The sequence below is a fragment of the Bradyrhizobium sp. SZCCHNR1015 genome (genome assembly GCF_032489875.1).
Taxonomy (GTDB): Bacteria; Pseudomonadota; Alphaproteobacteria; order Rhizobiales; family Xanthobacteraceae; genus Bradyrhizobium.
Window position 1 is genome coordinate 435,668 of sequence record NZ_JAUEYW010000002.1, and the last position, 19,217, is coordinate 454,884.

Genomic DNA, 19,217 nt, shown 5'->3' on the forward strand with positions numbered 1-19,217 from the left:
GTCCGTCGGAGCGCCGCTCATGATCAGTGAAGCCGTCCGCCGCCGCCGGGGCTTCGATCCTGCGGCGCTTGCAGCGATCGGCCCGGCGCTCGCCGAATTCGTCGATCGCGGCGAGCTCGCAGGCATCGTGTCTCTCACCTCGCGCGGCGGCGAGATCGTTCATGCCGAGACGATCGGCTGGCGGGACGTCGAAACGAACAGCCCGATGCGCCCGGATACGTTGTTCCGGATCGCGTCGATGACCAAGCCGATCACCTCGGTGGCGGCGATGATGCTGGTCGAGGAAGGCAGGATCGCCTTGGCGGACCCCGTCTCCCAGTGGATTCCAGAGCTGGCCGATTTACGGGTCATGCGCGACGCCGTCGGCCCGCTCGACGAGACCGTGCCCGCCCAGCGCGCGATCACCATCGAGGATCTGCTCACGCACCGCTCGGGCATCGCCTACGCGTTCTTCTCGGAAGGCCCGCTCAAGGTCGCCTATGAGCGCGCGCTCGGCGATCCCGCGATGAACCGTTCGACGCCGGACGAATGGCTCGCGGCGCTCGGCGCGCTACCGCTGGCCTATCAGCCCGGTGACCGATTCCACTACGGCCACTCGACCGACGTGCTCGGCTTCCTGATCGGCCGGGTCGAAGGCAAGCCGTTCCGGCAGGTACTGCAGGAGCGCATCTTCGCGCCGCTCGGCATGGACGACAGCGATTTCTGGTTGCCGCTCGCCAAGCGAAATCGCCTGGCGAGCCTGTACGGATATGACGAGACGACGGGGCGGCTCGCGAAGGTCGAGCCGGTCATGTATGACGAGCCGCCGGCCTATACGCCGGGTGGCGGCGGGCTGATCTCGTCCGCGCCGGACTACCATCGGTTCGCGCGCATGCTGCTCGGAGGAGGCGAGCTGGGCGGCGTCAGGTTGCTGCGGCCTGCAACTGTGGATCTGATGCGAACCAATCGGCTGACCGATGGGCAGCGCCAGATACCCTTCGCCGGCATGCCGCTGTGGCAGACCTCCGGATTTGGGCTCGGACTGGCGATCGCCGAGGAGGCCGTCGGCAATCCCTATGCCTGTGGCGCACCGGGCTCGATGACCTGGCCCGGCATCTTCGGCACCTGGTGGCAGGCCGATCCGGTCAATGACCTGATCATGATCTATCTGATTCAGCATCACGTGCCGGTCTCGGCGGGGACGGGGGCCACGATTGCCACTGGGCGGGGCGCTGCCGGCCGCCGTGCTCTTCCCGTCTATCAGCGGGGAACCTACGCCGCGCTGTCCCACATTGTGGAACAAGCGACATGACCGGCAAGTGCCGTCATCTCCGAGAGATGGGAGAATATGTCCACGATGTGGACGCCACATTCCGCTCGATGAAACGTCCGATCGGCGGTGAGCTGCTCGCCGGCCCATTGCCGGAGCGGCAAACACGGCTTCATCTCATGCCGAGCTTGTCATCCGGCCGTTATTCTGCTCAGTGCTTCTTCAAATTGCGCGATCATGCGCATCGATCGATCGACTGAAGTCGACAGCCAGCGAGGAAACAAAACTATGCGCAAGTTAACTTTAGCCATTGCCCTGATCGTCCCGATGCTCGGTCATGCCGCGCAGGCCGAAGACACCGTCAAGATCGGCTATATCGATCCGCTGTCCGGCGGCGGCGCCAGCGTTGGCGAGGGCGGCCTGAAGACGTTCCAGTACCTGGCCGACGAGCTCAACGCCAAGGGCGGCATTCTCGGCCATAAGGTCGAGATCGTGCCGTTCGACAATAAGACCAATCCGCAAGAGAGCCTGGTCCAGGCCCAGAAGGCGATCGACGCCGGCGTCCGCTACATCACGCAAGGCAACGGATCGTCCGTCGGGCTCGCGCTGGAGGATTTCGTCAACAAGCACAACACGCGCAACCCCGGCAAGGAAGTGCTGTACTTCAACTATGCCGCCGTCGATCCGAGCATGACCAATGAGAAATGCAGCTACTGGCATTTCCGCTGGGACGCCAGCTCGGACATCAAGATGGAGGCGCTCACCAACTACATGAAGGACATCCCGTCCATCAAGAAGGTGTATCTGATCAATCAGGACTATTCGTTCGGCCAGTCGGTCCGCAGCGACGCGCGCAAGATGCTGGCGGCGAAGCGACCCGATGTCCAGATCGTCGGCGACGAGCTGCATCCGCTGCTGAAGATCACGGACTTCTCGCCCTACATTGCCAAGATCAAGGCGTCCGGCGCCGACAGCGTCATCACCGGCAACTGGGGCCAGGACATCGCGCTGCTGCTCAAGGCCGCCGCGGATGCCGGCCTGAAGGTCAACTGGTACACTTATTACGCGGGCGGCGCCGGCGGCCCGACCGCCATCAAGCAGACGGGCCTGGATCATCAGGTCTTTCAGCTGACCGAAGGCTTCGCCAATTCGGGCCATCAGGCTGCGATGGATTACGAGAAGGCGTTCCGCGCCAAGGTCAACATGTCGCTGTGGTATCCGCGGGCGGTCAACGAGATGCGCATGTTCAAGGCGGCGGCCGAGAAGGCCAACTCCATCGACCCGGTGAAGGTCGCGGCCGCGCTCGAGGACCTCAAGCTCGAGGTGCTGGATGGCGGCACCGGCTTCATGCGCAAGGATGATCACCAGTTCTTCCAGCCGATCTACGTCTCGTCCTTCGGCAAGCTCGCGGCGAACGAGCCGTTCGACGAGGAGAACACCGGCTGGGGATGGCACCTGGTCTCCAGGGTCGATACGCCCCAGGCCATGGTGTCGACGACGTGCAAGATGGCGCGGCCGTAATCGATCGGCGCTGGCTTCCCGCACGGCCTCACCGTGCGGGAAGCGGCGTCGGCCCTGCGTCGATCTGTTAGGGAATGAACGGCGGGGCATCGAGGCCCCGGACATTCGCGGGTGCACCGTGCTTGAACTCATCGTCATCTCCACCCTCAACGGCGTGCTGTTCGGCATGCTGCTGTTCCTGCTGTCGAGCGGGCTGACCGTCATCTTCAGCATGATGGGGGTGCTCAATTTTGCTCACGCCAGCTTCTACATGCTCGGCGCCTTCTTCGGCTTCCAGCTCACGAAATGGGTCGGCTTCTGGCCGGCCCTCCTGCTCGCGCCGCTCCTCGTCGGGGCCATCGGCATGGCGGTCGAGCGTTACGGTCTGCGCAACACGCACAAGCATGGTCACGTCGCCGAGCTGCTGCTGACCTTCGGCCTCGCATTCGCGATCGAGGAAATCGTCTCGATGATCTGGGGCAAGACGCCGCTCGACTACCGCGTCCCGGCGCTGCTGGACTTTCCCGCGTTCACGATCTTCTCGACCAACTATCCGGCCTACAAGCTGTTCATGCTGGCGGTGTCGGTGACGATCTTCGTGGCGCTGCTGATCGTGCTCAAGCGCACCCGGGTCGGCCTGATCGTTCAGGCGGCATTGACCCATCCCCATATGGTCGGCCATCTCGGCCACAATGTCGGACGCGTGTTCATGGTGGTGTTCGGGGTCGGCAGCGCGCTGGCCGGTCTCGCCGGCGTCATCGCCGGTCCCGCCCTGGTGACGCAATCCGACATGGCCGCGGCGCTCGGGCCGATCCTGTTCGTGGTGATCGTGTTCGGCGGCCTGGGCTCGCTGCCGGGCGCCTTCATCGCTTCGCTGGTGATCGGCCTGGTGCAGACCTTCGCCGTGGCGCTGAACGGCTCGCTGGCGAGCGCCTTCGGCCCGCTCGATCCATCCGCCGGGCCATCGGTGCTCACCGACATCTGGAACGTGACGATCGCGCAGGTCGCGCCGATCGTTCCCTACCTGCTGCTGGTGCTCGTCCTGATCGTGCGCCCCGTGGGCCTGATGGGGACTCGCGAATCATGACCGCAGCAGTGACCTCCGCGTCTCGTCTCGCGGCAGAGCCCGCCGGATCCCGTCTCCGCTTCTATGCCGTCTGGGTGATCGGCGTGGCCGCGCTGATCGTGCTGCCGCTGCTCTTCAATTCGGGCGGGTCGCTGACCTCGTTCAGCCTCATCGGGATCGCGATCGTCTTCGCGCTCTCCTACAACATCCTCCTCGGTCAGACCGGATTGCTGTCGTTCGGTCACGCGGTTCACTACGGCCTGGGCGGCTTCGCGGCCTGTCACATGATGAATGTGGTGGTGGCGCATGGCTGGCCGATTCCGCTGCCCTTCATCCCGCTGTTCGGCGGGCTGGGCGGCCTCGCCTTCGCGATCATCCTCGGCTGGGTGATGACCAAGCGCGCCGGCACGGTGTTTGCGATGATCTCGCTCGGCATCGGCGAGCTGGTGGCGTCGTCATCGCTGATCCTGCGCTCGGTGTTCGGCGGCGAAGCCGGCATCACCACGGACCGCACCGCTCTGCCGCGCATGTTCGGCTGGACCTTCGGGCCGCAGCTGCAGGTCTATTACCTGATCGCGTTCTGGCTGGTGCTGTCGGCAATCGCGATGTATGCGCTGACCCGGACGCCCCTGGGACGGATCAGCAATGCGGTGCGCGACAATCCCGAACGGGTCCAGTTCATCGGCTACGACCCGCACGTCGTCCGCTATCTCGCCTATTGTTTTGCCGGATTCTTCGCCGGCGTCGCGGGCGGCCTCGCGGCGATCAGCTTCGAGATCGCGAACTCCGCCTACCTCGGTGCAATCCAGTCGGGCCTGGTGCTGTTCGCGACCTTCATCGGTGGGACGGCCTACTTCTTCGGTCCGATCCTCGGCGCGATCCTGGTGACCTATCTCCAGCTTGGGCTGACGAGCCTCACCAGCGTCTGGCAGCTCTATTTCGGCATCATCTTCATCGGCATCGTCATGTTCTCACCCGGTGGCATCGCCGGTCTGCTGATGATGCACCGGCCGCTGGTCCGTGCCGGAACGCTCGGAATGGTGATCCCGTCCTATCTCGTTGCCATCGTGCCGACCGCGGCGTTCGCTTGCGGCGTCATCCTGACCATCGAGACGGTCGCGCGTTATTCGGGTGGCGACGCCATCAACCTGTTCGGCGTGGCCTTCAATCCGCAATCCCCCGTGACATGGGGCGTCGCCGCGATTCTGGTGGTCGTCGGCTTCTTCGTCGCGCGGTCGACGTGGCAGCGGATTGCCGGAGCCTGGGACGGGGCCGCCACCGTGGCGCGTGATCGGGGGTATCTGGCATGACCGCGGCCATCGAAGTCCGTGCCGTCGAAAAGCGCTTCGGCAATGTCGGCGTCATCCGCGACCTCAACCTGAGCGTCGCCCAGGGCGAGCGTCACGCCATCATCGGCCCGAACGGCGCTGGCAAGTCCACCACGTTCAACCTCATCAGCGGGCATATCAGGCCGACCTCGGGCGAGGTGCGATTGAACGGCGCGGTCATCTCGGGCCTGCGGCCGTTCGAGATCAACCGGCGCGGCCTGTCGCGCTCGTTCCAGGTCACCAACGTGTTCGCCCGCATGACCGTGTGGGAGAACGTCCGCTGCGCCGTGCTGTGGGCGACAGGACATCGCTACGCGTTCTGGAAGAACGTCGACAGCCTGCCGGAGGTGCGCGAGCGGACCGCCCAGATCCTCGACGACATCCACCTCACGCATCGGCGTGACATCCCCGCGGGGTTGTTGACTTATGCCGAGCAGCGCGAGCTGGAGATCGGGGTCACCATTGCGAGCGGTGCGACGGTCGTCATGCTCGACGAGCCGACGGCCGGAATGAGCCATGCGGAAACCGAGCGCGCCGTCTCGTTGATCCGGCGGCTCACCGAGGGGCGGACGCTGGTGATCGTCGAGCACGACATGAGCGTGGTATTCGGTCTCGCCGATCGCATCTCGGTGCTGGTCTACGGCCACATCATCGCGTCGGGCACGCCGGAGGAGATCCGTCGGGACCCGAAGGTGAGGGAAGCCTATCTCGGCGAGGAGGCCCACTGATGCTCGAAGTCAGGAACCTCCACGCCTATTACGGCAAGAGTCACATCCTCCAGGGCGTCGACCTCGACGTCGCTGCCGGCGAAGTGGTGAGCCTGCTCGGCCGCAACGGCGTCGGCCGCTCGACCACCGTGAAGGCAATCATGGGCGAGGTCAGTCCGCAGGGGACGATCCGCTTCAAGGGCCGGGACATTGCCGGCCTGCCGAGCTACAAGATCGCGCGCCTTGGGCTTGGCTATGTGCCCGAGCATCGCGACATCTTTCCGAGCCTCACCGTGCGGCAAAATCTCGTGCTCGGCATCAAGGACACCCGGCGGCCGGGGAAGTGGCGCCTCCAGGATATGCTCGACATGTTTCCCAATCTCGCCGCGCGCGCCGATACGCCGGCTGGCGTGCTGTCGGGCGGCGAGAAGCAGATGCTGACCACCTGCCGGACCTTGATGGGCGACCCCGACCTGATCATGATCGACGAACCCACCGAAGGTCTGGCGCCGCTGATCGTACAGCAGGTCGGCGACCTGATCGCCCGGATTGCGGCGGCTGGCGTCGCGATCCTGCTCGTCGAGCAGAAGCTCTCGATCGCGATGCGGATCTCGAAGCGCGTCTATGTCATGGGCCACGGCCGCGTCGTGTTCGAAGGAACGCCGGATCAGCTCAAGGCCAACACCGCGGTTCGGCAGGAGTGGCTCGAAGTGTGAGGTGCAGCGGCATCCGTCGCAGATCACCGGCCGGCTTGCGGGACCAGTCGCTGTTCGATCACAGCTTCTGGCGGCCGTAGATCAGGAGCATCAGGATGATCACCGCGCCGTAGATCAGCTGGCGGCCGGCCTCGCTGATCTGCATCACCGACAGAATGGACTGCAGCAGGGTGATCAGCACGACGCCGGCGACGGTGCCGAGATAGCTGCCGCGGCCGCCGAGAATGTGCGTGCCGCCGAGCACGACGGCGGCGATCGAGGGCAGCAGATAGGCGTCGCCCATCGACTGCGCCGCCTTCGAGGCATAGCCCGCGAGCAGCACGCCGCCGAAGGCGGACAGCGCGCCGGACAGCGCGAACGCCAGCATGGTGATGCGGCGTGTATTGATCCCTGAGAGATAGGCCGCGCGCTCGCGATTGCCGATGGCATAGATGGCGCGGCCGAACGTGGTCCGTGACAACAGCCAGATCGCTGCGCCGCCGATGATCGCCCAGACCAGCACCGCATTGGGAAGGCCGGGCACGATCGTGCCGGTGGCGAGATAGCGCATCGCCTTGGAGGCGGAATCCTGCGGCGCGAAGCCGCCGGTGTAGGCCACCATCAGGCCTTGCGCGACCGCATTGGTCGCCAGCGTGATGATCATCGAGGGAATGCGCAGATAGGCGACGCCGATGCCGTTCAGGACACCGATGGCGGCGCCGCAGAGAATGCCGCAGGGAATCGCGATGATGGCGCCGGTCGTGCCATGCGCGGCCGCCGCGCAGGCCATCATCGCGCCCGTCGTCACCACCCAAGGCACCGACAGGTCGATCTGCCCAAGCAGGATCACCAGCATCATCCCGGTGGCGATCACGCCCAGGAAGCTCGCGACCTTCAACTGCTGCAGCAGATAATCCGGCGACAGGAAGCTGCGCGAATACAGGCTGCCGACCAGTAGCAGCAGCACGATGCAGCCGAACGAGGCCGCCACCGCCGGATCGATCCGACGCAGCATGGCGATCCCGCGATGGGCCGGTTGTGGTGCCGTTGCGTCGCTCATCCGAACCACTCCAGCCGATTGCGCACCCGCACCAGGCCGAACGCGCCGATCGAGACCGCGAGCATCAGCACCAGCCCCTGGAACAGCGGCTGCCACAGCGGATCGAAATCGAACACGAACAGCAGATCGCCGATGGTGCGGAACGCGAGTGCGCCGAAGATCGCCCCGATCGCGCTGCCGCGTCCGCCCATCAGCGATACGCCGCCGAGCACCACGGCCGCGATCGAGAACAGGGTGTAGGCATTGCCGCTCGCATAGGCGGCCTCGCCCGTGTAGGAGAAGAACGTCAGGAACAGGCCGCCGATCGCCGACAGCAGGCCAGCCAAGGTGTATGCGACGAACTTGGCCGCGCGGATCGGCGCGCCGGACATGTAGGCTGCGACCTCGGAGGAGCCGGTCGCGAACGCGGCGCGGCCGACGACCGAGCGGCTATAGGGCACCCAGATCAGCAGTGCCGCCGCAGCCAGTGCCACGAGGCTCGTGGGCAGCACGCCGAATAATCTTCCCGTCAAGGCATCCGCCAGCGTCTCGTTGACGGATCCGCCGGGATTGGGCCGCAGGAACAGCGCGATGCCGTAGTACATCGCCCCGGTGGCGATCGTGGTCACGATCGGCTGCAGGCGCCCGAAGATCACGATCGCGCCGTTGATCATGCCGCAGACGATGCCGGTGCCGAGCACGCCGGCGACGCCGAGCGCGGTCTCGGTGGCGGTGCCGACCACGATCCAGGACGCGAGGCAGTTGGTCAATGTCAGGATCATGCCGACGGACAGATCGATGCCGGCGGTGATCACCACGATCGCCTGCGCCATGGCGACGAAGGCCAGCAGCGTCGCCTTGTTGGCCGCGGTCTGCACCATGTTGGCGCTGAAGCCGGCCGGATGATTGGTCGCATAGAGCACGAACATCGCGACGAAGATGCCGATCGCGAGCAGTGTGCCGCGCTGTTCGGCGAGCCAGTACCGCCACTCGGTCATGCCAGACTCGCTTCCGCTCGCTCGCCCTCGTCGACATTGAGCGCACTGCTGACCAGCGCGCGCTCGGTGATCTCGGCGCCCGCAAGCTGGCGCCTGATCGCGCCATCATACATCACCAGCACGCGGTCGCAGCAGCCGATCAGCTCGTCATAGTCGGTCGAATAGAGCAGGATCGCGGCGCCCTCGTCGGCAAGCCGGCGCAGCAGCCGGTAGATCTCCTGCTTGGTGCCGACGTCGATGCCGCGCGTCGGATCGTTGAGCAGGATGATGCGCGGCTTGTTCATCAGCCATTTCGCGATCACGACCTTCTGCTGATTGCCGCCGGAGAGCGCGCTGACGGCGAGATCGGGGGAGGCGGTCTTGATCTCGATCAGGCGGATCATCTCCTCGATCAGCGCCGATTGCCGCTGCCGGTCGATGATGCCGAATGTCGCGAACCGGTCGAAGGCGGCGGCCGAGAGATTGTCGCGCACCGACATCGGCAGCATCAGTCCTTCGGTCTTGCGATCCTCCGGAATCAGCGCAAGGCCGATGCGCTCCGACTTGGCGGTGACGGGGCTGTCGATCGTCACCTTGTTGCCGTCGATCAGAATGTCGCCGCGGCAGTCGCGCAGCACGCCGAACAGCGCCAGCAGCAGCTCGCGCTGGCCCTGGCCGTCGAGCCCGCCGAGTCCGATGATCTCTCCGGCCTGCAGCGAGAACGAGATGTCCTTCAGCCGGTCGCCCCAACTGATGCTCGTGCATTGCAGCGCGGGCGGCCGCCCATCGGTCCTGCGCGGCGGCTTGTCCGGGAAAGCGTGCTTGTACTCGCGGCCGATCATCAGCTCGATCACTTCGGCATCCGTCCTGGTGCCGGCCGGGAAGGTCGAGATGCGGCGCCCGTTGCGGAATACGCTGCATTCATCGGCGAGCTCGGCGATCTCGTGCATGCGGTGGGAGATGTAGAGCAGCGCCAGCCCCTCGCTGCGCAGGCGCTTCAGTACCGTAAATACCTTGGTCACGTCGGAGGCGGTCAGCGCCGAGGTCGCCTCGTCGAGGATCAGGATCTTCGGCCGCCGCGACAGCGCTTTCGCGATCTCGACCATCTGCCGGCGCGACAGCGGCAGGTCCTTCACCAGCGCGCGCGGATGAATGTCGCCGGCGCCGGCGCGGTGCAGCGCCTCCTCGGCAAGCCGGCGCTGGGCGCGCCGGTCGATCATGCCGAACCGCGTCGGCGGATGCGAGATCATGATGTTGTCCGCGACCGACAGGTCGGGAATCAGCGACAGCTCCTGGAAGATGCAGACGACGCCGGCATCATTCGCGGCGGAGGGACCGCTGAAGGCGACCTCGCGCCCTTCGAGCGTCATCCGGCCTTCGTCCGGTGCGACCACGCCGACCATCAGCTTGATCAGCGTCGACTTGCCGGCGCCGTTCTCGCCGAGAATGGCGTGGATGCCGCCGGGGTGGACCTCCAGGTCCGCACCGTCGAGAGCGATCACGCCGCCGTAGCGTTTGGACAGTCCTACGGCGCGAAACAGCGGCTCAGCCGCGATCATGCTTGCTTCCCCAGTCGTTTGGGCAATAGGGACGGGCTGGCCGCGAGAGAACCCGCGGACCAGCGATCCATCGGCCTATTGGTTTTCCTTCGACTGGCCCATGATCTCCTGCGCCGTGAAGTTGATGCCGCAGGTCGGGAAGGAGTTGCCGACGAAGAAGTTGTCGGACTGGGCCGGGAAGTAGTCCTGATCCTTCTTGAAGTTCGGATCTTCCACGACCGCGAGCGGCAGCTTGACCGATTGCGGCACGACCTTGCCTTCGAGGGCGGCGAGCGCGACCTTGATCGCGACCGCGACCTGCGCAGGTCCGGTGCCAGCGGACGAGCATTTCAGGCCTTCCGAGGCCTTGGCGGCGCAGAACTTGCGGAAGCCGTTCTCGGTCTCGCCGCCGAACGGCACCATCTTGTGCTTGGCGTCGAGCATGGCCTGCACGATGCCGGTGTCGCCACCCTGGCCGGAGATCGCATCGAACGGGCCGTTGGTCGCGATCGCATCGGCCGTGGCCTTCTGGGCGACGCCGTCGTCCCATTTGCCGACGACCTCGGTGACCTGCCACTTCTTGCCGGAGCCGTCGAGAACGGAGTGGAAGCCGTTGTGACGGTCGGTGTCGACCGAGGTTCCGGCGACGCCGCGCACCTCGAGCACCTTGCCGCCGCCGGGCACGTTCTTGACCAGCCACTTCGCCCAGAGCTCGCCGAGGCCCTTCTGGTCGACATTGACGTTGATCGCGTCTTCCGTCGCGAGAATGTTGTCGAAGGCGACGAGGATCACGCCGGCCTGCTTGGCGCGCTTGATCACCGGCCCGAAGGCGGTCGGGTTCTGCGCGTTGACGACGATGGCGTCATAGCCGGAGTCGATGAAGTTGTTGATCGCCGAGATCTGCGCCGGTACGTCCTCGCCGGTCGAGACGACCTTGAACTCCTTGAGCTTGGCCTTCACCTCGGGCTGCGCCGCATAGGCCTTCGCGGTCTGGATCATCTGGATGCGCCAGGTGTTGGCGATGTAGCCGTTCGCCAGTGCGATGCGGTAGGGGCCCTTCTTGGCCGGAAACTTGAAGAACTTGGTGTCCTTGGTCCACGGCACCATGCATTCAGGCTCGCTCGCCGGTCCCTTGACCATCTCCGGCTCCGCCAGCGCCTTGCTGGCAAACGCGGTGACCAGCACCAGCGATGCACACATGGCAAGGCATCGCGCCCTCATCGACTTGGACGACATTCGTGACCTCCCCTGTTGTTGTGGCGCCAGATCAATGACGCATGTGCGAGACGCCTCTTTGTTTCCGGAGGTTGTGCGAGCAATGCTCGTCGTCTCGACCCGCCCAGCGTTACTGATCAATGACAGCGCTGTCAATTACCGTCGCGCCGCTTTTGCCAAGCGGCCGGTCGCATGTCATGAATGTGGTTCGGACAAATCCGCGTGAATCATTGCTGCAAGGATCATGTCTCAGAAGCGTCGCACCACGCTGGAGGACGTCGCGCGCATCGCCAATGTCAGCGCTGTCACCGTGTCGCGGGCGCTGCGTCGGCCCGATATGGTGTCGCCGGAATTGCGCAAGCGGATCGATGCGGCGGTCGACAGGCTGGCCTATGTGCCCAACTTCGCGGCGAGCCGGCTCGCCTCGACCCGCACGCATTCCATCGGCATCGTCGTGTCGTCGCTCTCCAACGGCATCTTCGCGGACTACCTGCAGGCGATCTACGACGCCCTGCTGCCGCTCGGCTTTCGCCCCGTCGTCGTCAGCAGCCGCTACTCGGCGGAGGAGGAAGAGGGGGCGATCAGGACCTTGCTGGGCCAGAACATCGAGGCGCTGATCCTGGTCGGGGTGAACCAGACGCGGGCGGCACGGCGCATTCTCGAACGCTCGCGGATTCCGGTGGTGCAGACGTTCGAGCTGACCGACGATCCGATCGATCTGAATGTCGGACTTTCGCAGCGCCAGGGCGGCCATGCCGCGACCCGCTTCCTGATCGAGCTGGGACATCGGCGGATCGCCTATCTCTCGGGACAGCGCGACGACCGGGCCCGCGCCCGGCTCGAGGGGTATCACGCAGCGCTGGCGGAAGCCGGGCTGGACGGCGCGTCGCTGGTGGCCTGGCTCCCGGCCCAGGCGACGATCTCGCTGGGGCGGAAGCTGACCGAGGAGATGCTCGCGAGCGAAGCCCCCGACGCGATCTTCTGCTGCGACGACAACATCGCGCTCGGGGCGTTGTTCGCCTGCCAGCAGGCGGGGCTGGAGGTCCCGCGCCGGATTTCGCTGATCGGCTTCAATGACCTGGAATTCGCGGCGGCCTCCAATCCGCCGCTGTCGACCGTGCTGACGCCGCGCGCCGACATGGGGCGCGTGGCGTCCGAACTGGTGCTTCAGGTGATCGCCACCGGCAGGCGGCCGAGAGCGCGGCAGATCGACCTCGGTTTCGAGATCGTCGCGCGCGGCAGCACCGGGCCGCATCTGGTTGCATCGTGAGAGCGGCGCGGTCTCAGGCCCAGCCGCCGTCGACGATGTAGTTCTGGTTGGTGCAGGCGCCGCTGTCGTCGGCGGCGAAGAACAGCACTACGCGGGCGATGTCGTCCGGCACGAGCTTGCGCTTGAGGCATTGGCGCCGCATCAGCTCGGCCTCGCCCTCGGGCGTCAGCCACATTCGCTGCTGGCGCTCGGTCATGATCCAGCCCGGAAGGATGGAATTGACCCGGATGTTGCTGGGGCCGAGATCGCGGGCGAGAGCGCGCGTCAGTCCCTGGATCGCCGACTTCGCCGTGGTGTAGCAGGGCATGTTGCCCTGGCCGAGCACCCAGCTCACCGAGCCGAGATTGACGATCGCGCCGCCTCCCGCCTGGATCATGTCCGGCGCAACCGCCTGGGCCGCGAAGAACTGATGCTTGAGGTTCACGGCGATGCGCTCGTCCCAATAGTCCGGCGTGACGTCCTCGATCGCGTGGCGGTCGTCGCGCGCCGCATTGTTCACGAGGATGGTGATCGGCCCGAGCGCCTCGCGGGCGCCGGCGACCGCAGCCCTCAGCGCGGCGATGTCGCGCAGATCGGCATGCGCAAAGTGCACCTTGGCCTCCGCAGGCAGGCTCGCCAGCACTTGCTGCGAGGCCTCCAGATCGATGTCGATGAACCCGACACGCGCGCCTTGGCCGACGAAATTGCGGACGATCGCTTCCCCGATGCCGGAGCCGCCGCCGGTCACGAGAACGGCCCGATCCTTGAGGCTTGGGTAGATGGTGCCCTGCATTGGTTCCTCTCAGTTGCGCCTGGAGAGCGGCTGCGCGCGATGGCACCGGCCGCATTGCGGACGTCGTCCGTGCTGTGCACGGCCGGTGCGTCCGGCTGGACCCCTCGATGTGCGCCTGCGAGCACCCTCACGCCCGATGTCGATGCTGACGGATCCGGGCGTTCCCCCTGCGACGTCGTTGTTTGCTATCCGGCATTCTGCGCCAGGACCGGCCGGGACGCCAGCACCTGTTGCGCCGCTCGGGTGCGACCATCGGGCGCCTTCTTCGGAGCTGGACCGGCCGCCGTCGGTCGAGCGCAAAACCCTTCAGAGGATTTCGGAGATCGACTGGCCCTGCAACTCGATGCTCAGTCCCTGCATGCCGAGATCGGTGATCTCGCCGCCCATCGCCTTCAGGCTCTCCTCGCGGATCAACGACATCAGCCCGCGCCGCAGCGCCAGGAATTCCGACGACATCATCATCGCTTGCTGGCGTGGGCGCTCGAGCGGGATCTGGATTTCGGCCTTGATCGAGCCGGGGCGCGCGGTCATGCAGTAGACGCGGTCGGACAGGAAGATCGCCTCGTCGATGTCGTGGGTGACGAACAGCACCGAGATCTTCAGCCGCTGCCACATGTTGGTGAGGATCTGCTGCATGATGATGCGGGTCTGCGCGTCCAGCGCGCCGAACGGCTCGTCGAGCAGCAGCACCTTGGGGCCGGTGGCGAGCGCGCGCACGATGCCGACGCGCTGCTTCATGCCGCCGGAGAGACGCTCGGGATAATGGTTCTCGAACGCCTCGAGACCGGCGAGGCCGAGCAGAGTCCGCGCCGCGCGTGCGCGCTCGAACTTCGCCATGCCGCGCATCTTCAGCCCGAACTCGACGTTCTCGCGCACCGTCTTCCAGGGAAACAGCGAATATTGCTGAAACACCATGCCGCGTTCGGCGCTGGGTCCGGTCACGGCCTGGCCGTCGACCGTGACGATGCCGCTGGTCGGTTTGAGGAAGCCCGCGACAGCGTTGAGCAGTGTCGACTTGCCGCAACCCGACGGTCCGACGATCGAGACGAACTCGCCGGGCTCGACATGGATCTGGGTGTCGGTGACGGCCTCGACGGCGCCGTCGATGGTCTCGTAGCTCAGGGCGAAGTTGCGGACCTCGATATGGCCCTGTCTCGTATCCGCTGCGGCTTGGCTCATCGCGACCTCCAGGGCATCACCAATTGTCCAGCTGCGCGGATCACGAGGCTCGAGCCGAGCCCGAGCACGCCGATCGCGATCATCCCGAGCGCGATGTCGGCATACTGGACCAGTGAATAGGCTTCCCAGGTGAAGTAGCCGATGCCGAACTGTCCCGAGATCATCTCGGCCGCGATCAGCGACACCCATGCGACGCCCATGCCGACGGTGAGGCCAGTGAAGATGTGCGGCAGCGACGCCGGGAAATAGACCTCGCGGAAGATCGACGCCTCCCGGGCGCCAAGGCATTTGGCGGCGCGCACCAGCACGGGATCGACCAGCGTCATGCCGTGCAGGGTGTTGACCAGGATCGGAAAGAACGAGCCGAGAAAGGTGATGAAGACAATGCTCTGCTCGTTGGTCGGCCACAGCATGATCGCCATCGGGACCCAGGCGATGGCCGGAATCGGACGCAGCACCTCGGCGACCGGAAACACGATCTCGTGCACCAGCTTGAAGCGGCCCATGATCAGGCCGAGCGGCACGCCGACCAGCGCGGCGAGCGAGAAACCGATGAAGATCCGGCGGCAACTGAGCAGGATGTGCATCAGGAATTTCGGATCGTGGATCGCCTTGGTGAAGCTCGCATAGACCGCCAGCGGCGCCGGCACGTTGGTGAACTTCACGAAGAAGACGACGCGGTAGGTCGTCAGCAGGTGCCAGGCGATCAGGAACAGGATCAGCGACGCGGTGCCGATCAGCAGCGACTGCAGCCGGTCCTGGTTCAACCGGAACCAGCGTGCCGCGCGGGCGGAGACGTCCGGTCGGCTCGGCGGGGGCGCGGTGCCAGGCGCGGCGGTCGCCGCAGCCTGGTCGGGCGATGTCATCAGGGCGGGGCTGCTCAAGTCTTGCCTCCCGCCACCGCCAGCTTCACGGCGTCATCGAGACCCACCACCTTGCCGCCGACCTTGGCGGCATAGGCCTCGGCATCCTTCTTCAGCAGGAACGGCGCGATCTCGCCATTGGCGGCGGCGAAGAACGCCTGGTCGGCGAACAGCTTGATGCCGCGCGCGGTGTCGAAGACGTAGGCGACGTTGATCTTCTTGCCCTTGGCCTTGTAGTCGGCATAGGCGCCGAGCGTGCAGGCCGCGCTGCTGAAGGCTGTGATGCCCTCGCCGTCGATCCAGACCTCGCCGGCCTTGCGCGGCTCGGTGATCGGCCTGTTGCAGAACTTGTCCTTGCCGGAGATTTCGTAGTTCGCGGTGCTGGCGAGATCCTTGTCATAGTCCAGCTTCAGCTCGGCATAGGCCTTGCGGATGTAGCTGTCGTCCACCCACTTCTTCGGATCGAACTCCTTCATGCGGCCGAGGCTCTGCAGCACCTTGACGTCAGTCGCGGCGGCATCCACCAGCGCCGGCTTGATCGTCGGATCCGTGGTCATGTTGCCGCCGGGACCGAGGAAGATGTAGACGACCTCCTTGTTGATCCCGGTCCATTCCTGGATCTTTTCGGCCGCCGCTTTCGGATCCTGGCGCAGCCACTGGTTGGCGGCGATGACTGCCTTGACATAGGCGATGACGACCTCGGGATACTTCTCCGCAAAGTCGGTGCGGACGACGACGCCGTGGAAGGTCGGCAGGTTGGTCTGGACGCCGTCGAAGATCTTGCGCGCATAGCCGCGGAACGGCAGCAACTCGGCGAACGGAACGAAATCGGCGTGCGCGTCGATCTTCTTTTCCTGCAGGTTCGTCGAGCCGACCTCCGGCGTCTGGCTCACGAGCTGGAAGAAGTCCGCCGGATAGCCGGCGTCCTGAAGCGCCTTCAGCACCATGCCATGTGCGGCCGAGCCGAACGGCACGCTGACCAGCTTGCCCTTGAGGTCGGAGAGTTCATAGTAGGGCGAGTCCTTGTGAACGACGATGCCGTTGCCGGAGCCGGCGAGGCTGTAGGCGGCGACCGCGATCAGCCGGCTCTTGCTCTCGGGATTGTTCTCGAAGGTGAAGCCGTTCACGATCAGCGGGTAGTCGCCCATCATGCCGAACTGCAGCTTGTTCGCCATCATCCCGTTGGTGACGGGCGGGCCGGACGTGAAGTTCTGCCACTCGATTTCGAACTTGATGTTGGCGTATTTGCCGTCCTTGGGCAGATACTTCTCCAGCAGGTGAAGCTGCCGCACGATGGTGCCGGCAGTCACCGTGTTGGTCGTGGTGTCCTGGGTGCCTATGCCGATCGTGACCGTCTCTGCTGCGACGGGCTGCGCCGCAATCAGGGACAGACAGGTGACGGATAGTAATAGCGCGTGACGGCAGCGGACCATTCTCATCCCCGTTCGGTTGGATGGCTGATGGCGCCATGATGAAGGCCGCGTCCACGAGCGCAAATCCGGAGTTCGGCAGCGGGTGGATTAGTTGCCGTCAAAATCCGGTTGCGTACTCCTTGGGCAATTTCGCTCATGACAGCCGCTTGCATGAGCAGGCCGGCTAATCCGCGGCCTGGCCGCGCATCTCGTCCAGGACGTCGGGCCGGCAGACCACGATCTGCGACCGCCTGGTACGGACGATATTCTTTTCCTGCATCCGCTTGAGGCTGATCGTCACCCACTGCCGCGTCGCGCCGACCATGTGGGCGATGTCGGCATGGGTGAAGGCCGCGGCAATGACCTTGCCGTCGGGATCGTCGACGCCATAGAGGTCGACGAGATGCAGCAGCAGATGGGCGAGCCGCTCGGTGATCGAACGGGTCCCCAGCATCTGGGCCAGGGCGGAGTAGCATTTTCCCTTGAAGCTCAACCCTTCGATCAGTCCGATCGCCAGATTGGGGATCTCCGCCACCAGCGTTCGCAGCTCCTTGCCCGGAAGCTGGATCACGCTGGCATTGCTGGCCGCGATGCCGGACCATTGATGCACGCCGGTGTCGAACACTTCGGGACCGCCGACGAAATTGCCGACATGCCAATAGGCCAGCGTGATCTCGCGCCCCTGCGGGGACGTGTAGAACACGCGGATGCGGCCGCTCTCGACCAGGAAAATGCCGTCGTGCCGGGCGCCCTGACTGAACAGCGTCTGGCCGCGGTTCAGGACCTTGCGGCGGCCCTGCTTCAGCACCAGCTCACGCTCGCGCAGGCTGAGCCTTTCGATCAGCGACGGCGGGCCGCCGATGGATTGCTGACTTTCGGTGAGCAGGAGCGACGAACTGGTCACCGCGCGTGCTGAGGTCATGGGAGAGGGCACGGCTTCCGCAGCTGATTTGGCCGCCTGCAGCAACATGTCTTGCCTCCGCATTGATCATACTGATCAGAAGCGGAGCAATGTTCGTGCCATCCGTCGCCGCGTGAGGGCCTCAAACGGCAGCGAGTTCCCAGAGGTATGATTTCGGATAGATGCCACGATTATGGCCGTCGGAAAACGCGATGTTCAGGCCGTAGCCGAGGTCACCGACCCCCACGATGCCGATCCCGGGAAATTGCGACGGGAAGCGGCCGTCGAAGCGGGCCCGCCTGCAATGCGCGCACATGCAGGACAGGCGCAGCCGTTCGGCGGACAGCACCGCGGGTGCGCCGCTCGCGTTCCGTAGCCGCAATGATGCCAGGTCGGGACTGACCTCGCCGTCAGCGATGTCGGCTGCAATCATGGCTCCTCCTGGTTGTGCCGAGGCCGGTGTCATCACGCTAGGGGAGACGGTTCGGAGCACCCAGCAACTAATTGCCTCGTTCGACGGATTGTCGAGCGCTGCTGCTTCGTTGGGCGCGCTCGGCTTTTCCTGGAACAATCTTCGCAACTAATCGACCGTCGCAGCACGTTCGAAATTGCCGGACGGCGCCGTTTCCGCGAGATCGTGCTCAGCAACCGCCACACGGCGCGTCCCGCGCCTTTAGGAGACGACGATGAGCGCTTTTCAGACCGAGACGGTGTTGTCGGTCCGGCACTGGACCGATTCGCTGTTCAGCTTCACCGCCACGCGTGATCCGGGCTTCCGCTTCCAGAACGGGCAGTTCGCGATGATCGGACTGGAGGTCGACGGCCGGCCGCTGCTGCGCGCCTACAGCATGGCGAGCGCCAATCACGAGGAGGAGCTGGAGTTCTTCAGCATCAAGGTCGCGGACGGGCCGCTGACCTCACGGCTGCAGAAGATCAAGGAGGGTGATCGCATTCTCGTCGGGCGCAAGGCGACGGGAACGCTGATCGCGGGCAACCTCATTCCCGGCAGGCGTCTGCTGCTGCTGTCGACCGGCACCGGGCTGGCGCCGTTCGCCAGCCTGGTCAAGGATCCCGACATCTACGAGACCTATGAGACCATCATTCTGGCCCATGGCTGCCGCCAGGTCTCGGAGCTCGCCTATGGCGAGCAGCTCGTCGACAGCCTGCGCGGCCATGAATTCTTCGGCCCCCTGGTCCGAGACCGGCTGCTTCATTACCCCACGGTGACCCGCGAGCCGTTCCGTAACCGTGGACGCATCACCGATCTGATCGCATCGGGGCAGATGTTCGCCGACATCGGCGGCCCCGACCTCGATGTCGAGACCGACCGCGTCATGCTCTGCGGCAGCCCGGCGATGCTGGCCGAGCTCCAGGCCATGCTGGAGGACCGCGGCTTCGTCGAGGGCAACCACAGCACGCCCGGCCATTTCGTGGTCGAGAAGGCGTTCGTCGAGCGCTGAGCGCCGGCGGAAGAATTGCGTCCCGGCGACAACTAATTGCTATCGC

Annotated in this window: 19 protein-coding genes; 9 read left to right on the top strand and 10 right to left on the bottom strand. The window is 65.3% G+C overall.

Features of this window, described 5'->3' with window-relative positions; translation table 11 throughout:
- The first annotated feature begins 19 nt into the window (after positions 1–19).
- From QX128_RS05695 to QX128_RS05725, 7 genes are all read left to right on the top strand, one after another.
- The gene (locus QX128_RS05695) at positions 20–1,291 is read left to right on the top strand and encodes a serine hydrolase domain-containing protein (protein WP_315802021.1); all 1,272 of its coding nucleotides are present in this window, start codon (positions 20–22) and stop codon (positions 1,289–1,291) included.
- Positions 1,288–1,509 carry a hypothetical protein gene (locus tag QX128_RS05700; protein WP_315802022.1) on the top strand — a complete coding sequence of 74 codons (222 nt, stop codon included), beginning with the start codon at positions 1,288–1,290 and terminating at the stop codon, positions 1,507–1,509. The genes QX128_RS05695 and QX128_RS05700 overlap by 4 nt, the downstream gene beginning before the upstream one ends.
- A 28-nt stretch (positions 1,510–1,537) precedes the next feature.
- Entirely contained in the window at positions 1,538–2,770 is a 1,233-nt protein-coding gene (locus QX128_RS05705; RefSeq protein WP_315802023.1) for a branched-chain amino acid ABC transporter substrate-binding protein, read from the top strand.
- 118 nt (positions 2,771–2,888) lie between these two features.
- Positions 2,889–3,836 (top strand): branched-chain amino acid ABC transporter permease, encoded by a 948-nt coding sequence (locus QX128_RS05710; RefSeq protein WP_315802024.1) that lies wholly within the window; start codon positions 2,889–2,891, stop codon positions 3,834–3,836.
- Entirely contained in the window at positions 3,833–5,125 is a 1,293-nt protein-coding gene (locus QX128_RS05715; protein WP_316236896.1) for a branched-chain amino acid ABC transporter permease, read from the top strand. Before QX128_RS05710 ends, QX128_RS05715 begins: the two co-directional genes overlap by 4 nt.
- Positions 5,122–5,871 (top strand): ABC transporter ATP-binding protein, encoded by a 750-nt coding sequence (locus QX128_RS05720; RefSeq protein ID WP_315802026.1) that lies wholly within the window; start codon positions 5,122–5,124, stop codon positions 5,869–5,871. The genes QX128_RS05715 and QX128_RS05720 overlap by 4 nt, the downstream gene beginning before the upstream one ends.
- Positions 5,871–6,566: an ABC transporter ATP-binding protein gene (locus tag QX128_RS05725; RefSeq protein WP_315713534.1), complete on the top strand. Its 696-nt coding sequence runs from the start codon at positions 5,871–5,873 to the stop codon at positions 6,564–6,566. The genes QX128_RS05720 and QX128_RS05725 overlap by 1 nt, the downstream gene beginning before the upstream one ends.
- A 58-nt stretch (positions 6,567–6,624) precedes the next feature.
- On the opposite strand, the gene QX128_RS05730 is transcribed toward QX128_RS05725, so the two are convergent.
- The 4 genes from QX128_RS05730 to QX128_RS05745 form a co-directional block, all read right to left on the bottom strand.
- Positions 6,625–7,605: an ABC transporter permease gene (locus QX128_RS05730; RefSeq protein WP_316217788.1), complete on the bottom strand. Its 981-nt coding sequence runs from the start codon at positions 7,603–7,605 to the stop codon at positions 6,625–6,627.
- Positions 7,602–8,582: an ABC transporter permease gene (locus QX128_RS05735; RefSeq protein WP_316236897.1), complete on the bottom strand. Its 981-nt coding sequence runs from the start codon at positions 8,580–8,582 to the stop codon at positions 7,602–7,604. The genes QX128_RS05730 and QX128_RS05735 overlap by 4 nt, the downstream gene beginning before the upstream one ends.
- Entirely contained in the window at positions 8,579–10,120 is a 1,542-nt protein-coding gene (locus tag QX128_RS05740) for a sugar ABC transporter ATP-binding protein (protein ID WP_316236898.1), read from the bottom strand. Before QX128_RS05740 ends, QX128_RS05735 begins: the two co-directional genes overlap by 4 nt.
- 75 nt (positions 10,121–10,195) lie before the next feature.
- A complete protein-coding gene (locus QX128_RS05745; RefSeq protein WP_410053131.1) occupies positions 10,196–11,335 on the bottom strand; it encodes a sugar ABC transporter substrate-binding protein in 1,140 nt (379 codons plus the stop codon).
- A 223-nt stretch (positions 11,336–11,558) separates the two neighbouring features.
- Between QX128_RS05745 and QX128_RS05750 the strand changes: the two genes are divergently transcribed.
- Positions 11,559–12,584 (top strand): LacI family DNA-binding transcriptional regulator, encoded by a 1,026-nt coding sequence (locus tag QX128_RS05750; RefSeq protein ID WP_315802031.1) that lies wholly within the window; start codon positions 11,559–11,561, stop codon positions 12,582–12,584.
- Between the two features lie 13 nt (positions 12,585–12,597).
- On the opposite strand, the gene QX128_RS05755 is transcribed toward QX128_RS05750, so the two are convergent.
- The 6 genes from QX128_RS05755 to QX128_RS05780 form a co-directional block, all read right to left on the bottom strand.
- The gene (locus QX128_RS05755) at positions 12,598–13,356 is read right to left on the bottom strand and encodes an SDR family oxidoreductase (protein ID WP_316181604.1); all 759 of its coding nucleotides are present in this window, start codon (positions 13,354–13,356) and stop codon (positions 12,598–12,600) included.
- Positions 13,357–13,662: 306 nt separating this feature from the next.
- A complete protein-coding gene (locus QX128_RS05760; RefSeq protein WP_315802033.1) occupies positions 13,663–14,535 on the bottom strand; it encodes an ABC transporter ATP-binding protein in 873 nt (290 codons plus the stop codon).
- Complete coding sequence (locus QX128_RS05765; RefSeq protein WP_316236900.1) at positions 14,532–15,419, bottom strand: ABC transporter permease; 888 nt, start codon at positions 15,417–15,419, stop codon at positions 14,532–14,534. The genes QX128_RS05760 and QX128_RS05765 overlap by 4 nt, the downstream gene beginning before the upstream one ends.
- The gene (locus QX128_RS05770) at positions 15,416–16,831 is read right to left on the bottom strand and encodes an ABC transporter substrate-binding protein (protein WP_316236901.1); all 1,416 of its coding nucleotides are present in this window, start codon (positions 16,829–16,831) and stop codon (positions 15,416–15,418) included. Before QX128_RS05770 ends, QX128_RS05765 begins: the two co-directional genes overlap by 4 nt.
- 163 nt (positions 16,832–16,994) lie before the next feature.
- The gene (locus QX128_RS05775) at positions 16,995–17,780 is read right to left on the bottom strand and encodes a Crp/Fnr family transcriptional regulator (RefSeq protein WP_316181607.1); all 786 of its coding nucleotides are present in this window, start codon (positions 17,778–17,780) and stop codon (positions 16,995–16,997) included.
- Between the two features lie 73 nt (positions 17,781–17,853).
- Positions 17,854–18,144, bottom strand: a complete 291-nt coding sequence (locus QX128_RS05780; RefSeq protein ID WP_316181609.1) for a gamma-butyrobetaine hydroxylase-like domain-containing protein — start codon at positions 18,142–18,144, stop codon at positions 17,854–17,856.
- Between the two features lie 253 nt (positions 18,145–18,397).
- On the opposite strand from QX128_RS05780, the gene QX128_RS05785 reads away from it, so the two are divergent.
- Positions 18,398–19,171 (top strand): ferredoxin--NADP reductase, encoded by a 774-nt coding sequence (locus QX128_RS05785; protein ID WP_316181611.1) that lies wholly within the window; start codon positions 18,398–18,400, stop codon positions 19,169–19,171.
- Positions 19,172–19,217 lie beyond the last annotated feature (46 nt).

Bases quoted from the DNA above. Each gene is read 5' to 3' on its own strand.
- QX128_RS05735 (WP_316236897.1), bottom strand. From the start codon at position 8,582: ATGACCGAGTGGCGGTACTGGCTCGCCGAACAGCGCGGCACACTGCTC.
- QX128_RS05725 (WP_315713534.1), top strand. From the start codon at position 5,871: ATGCTCGAAGTCAGGAACCTCCACGCCTATTACGGCAAGAGTCACATC.
- QX128_RS05775 (WP_316181607.1), bottom strand. From the start codon at position 17,780: ATGTTGCTGCAGGCGGCCAAATCAGCTGCGGAAGCCGTGCCCTCTCCC.
- QX128_RS05780 (WP_316181609.1), bottom strand. From the start codon at position 18,144: ATGATTGCAGCCGACATCGCTGACGGCGAGGTCAGTCCCGACCTGGCA.
- QX128_RS05755 (WP_316181604.1), bottom strand. From the start codon at position 13,356: ATGCAGGGCACCATCTACCCAAGCCTCAAGGATCGGGCCGTTCTCGTG.
- QX128_RS05730 (WP_316217788.1), bottom strand. From the start codon at position 7,605: ATGAGCGACGCAACGGCACCACAACCGGCCCATCGCGGGATCGCCATG.
- QX128_RS05745 (WP_410053131.1), bottom strand. From the start codon at position 11,335: ATGTCGTCCAAGTCGATGAGGGCGCGATGCCTTGCCATGTGTGCATCG.
- QX128_RS05785 (WP_316181611.1), top strand. From the start codon at position 18,398: ATGAGCGCTTTTCAGACCGAGACGGTGTTGTCGGTCCGGCACTGGACC.
- QX128_RS05720 (WP_315802026.1), top strand. From the start codon at position 5,122: ATGACCGCGGCCATCGAAGTCCGTGCCGTCGAAAAGCGCTTCGGCAAT.
- QX128_RS05770 (WP_316236901.1), bottom strand. From the start codon at position 16,831: ATGGTCCGCTGCCGTCACGCGCTATTACTATCCGTCACCTGTCTGTCC.
- QX128_RS05700 (WP_315802022.1), top strand. From the start codon at position 1,288: ATGACCGGCAAGTGCCGTCATCTCCGAGAGATGGGAGAATATGTCCAC.
- QX128_RS05715 (WP_316236896.1), top strand. From the start codon at position 3,833: ATGACCGCAGCAGTGACCTCCGCGTCTCGTCTCGCGGCAGAGCCCGCC.
- QX128_RS05695 (WP_315802021.1), top strand. From the start codon at position 20: ATGATCAGTGAAGCCGTCCGCCGCCGCCGGGGCTTCGATCCTGCGGCG.
- QX128_RS05750 (WP_315802031.1), top strand. From the start codon at position 11,559: ATGTCTCAGAAGCGTCGCACCACGCTGGAGGACGTCGCGCGCATCGCC.
- QX128_RS05760 (WP_315802033.1), bottom strand. From the start codon at position 14,535: ATGAGCCAAGCCGCAGCGGATACGAGACAGGGCCATATCGAGGTCCGC.
- QX128_RS05740 (WP_316236898.1), bottom strand. From the start codon at position 10,120: ATGATCGCGGCTGAGCCGCTGTTTCGCGCCGTAGGACTGTCCAAACGC.
- QX128_RS05705 (WP_315802023.1), top strand. From the start codon at position 1,538: ATGCGCAAGTTAACTTTAGCCATTGCCCTGATCGTCCCGATGCTCGGT.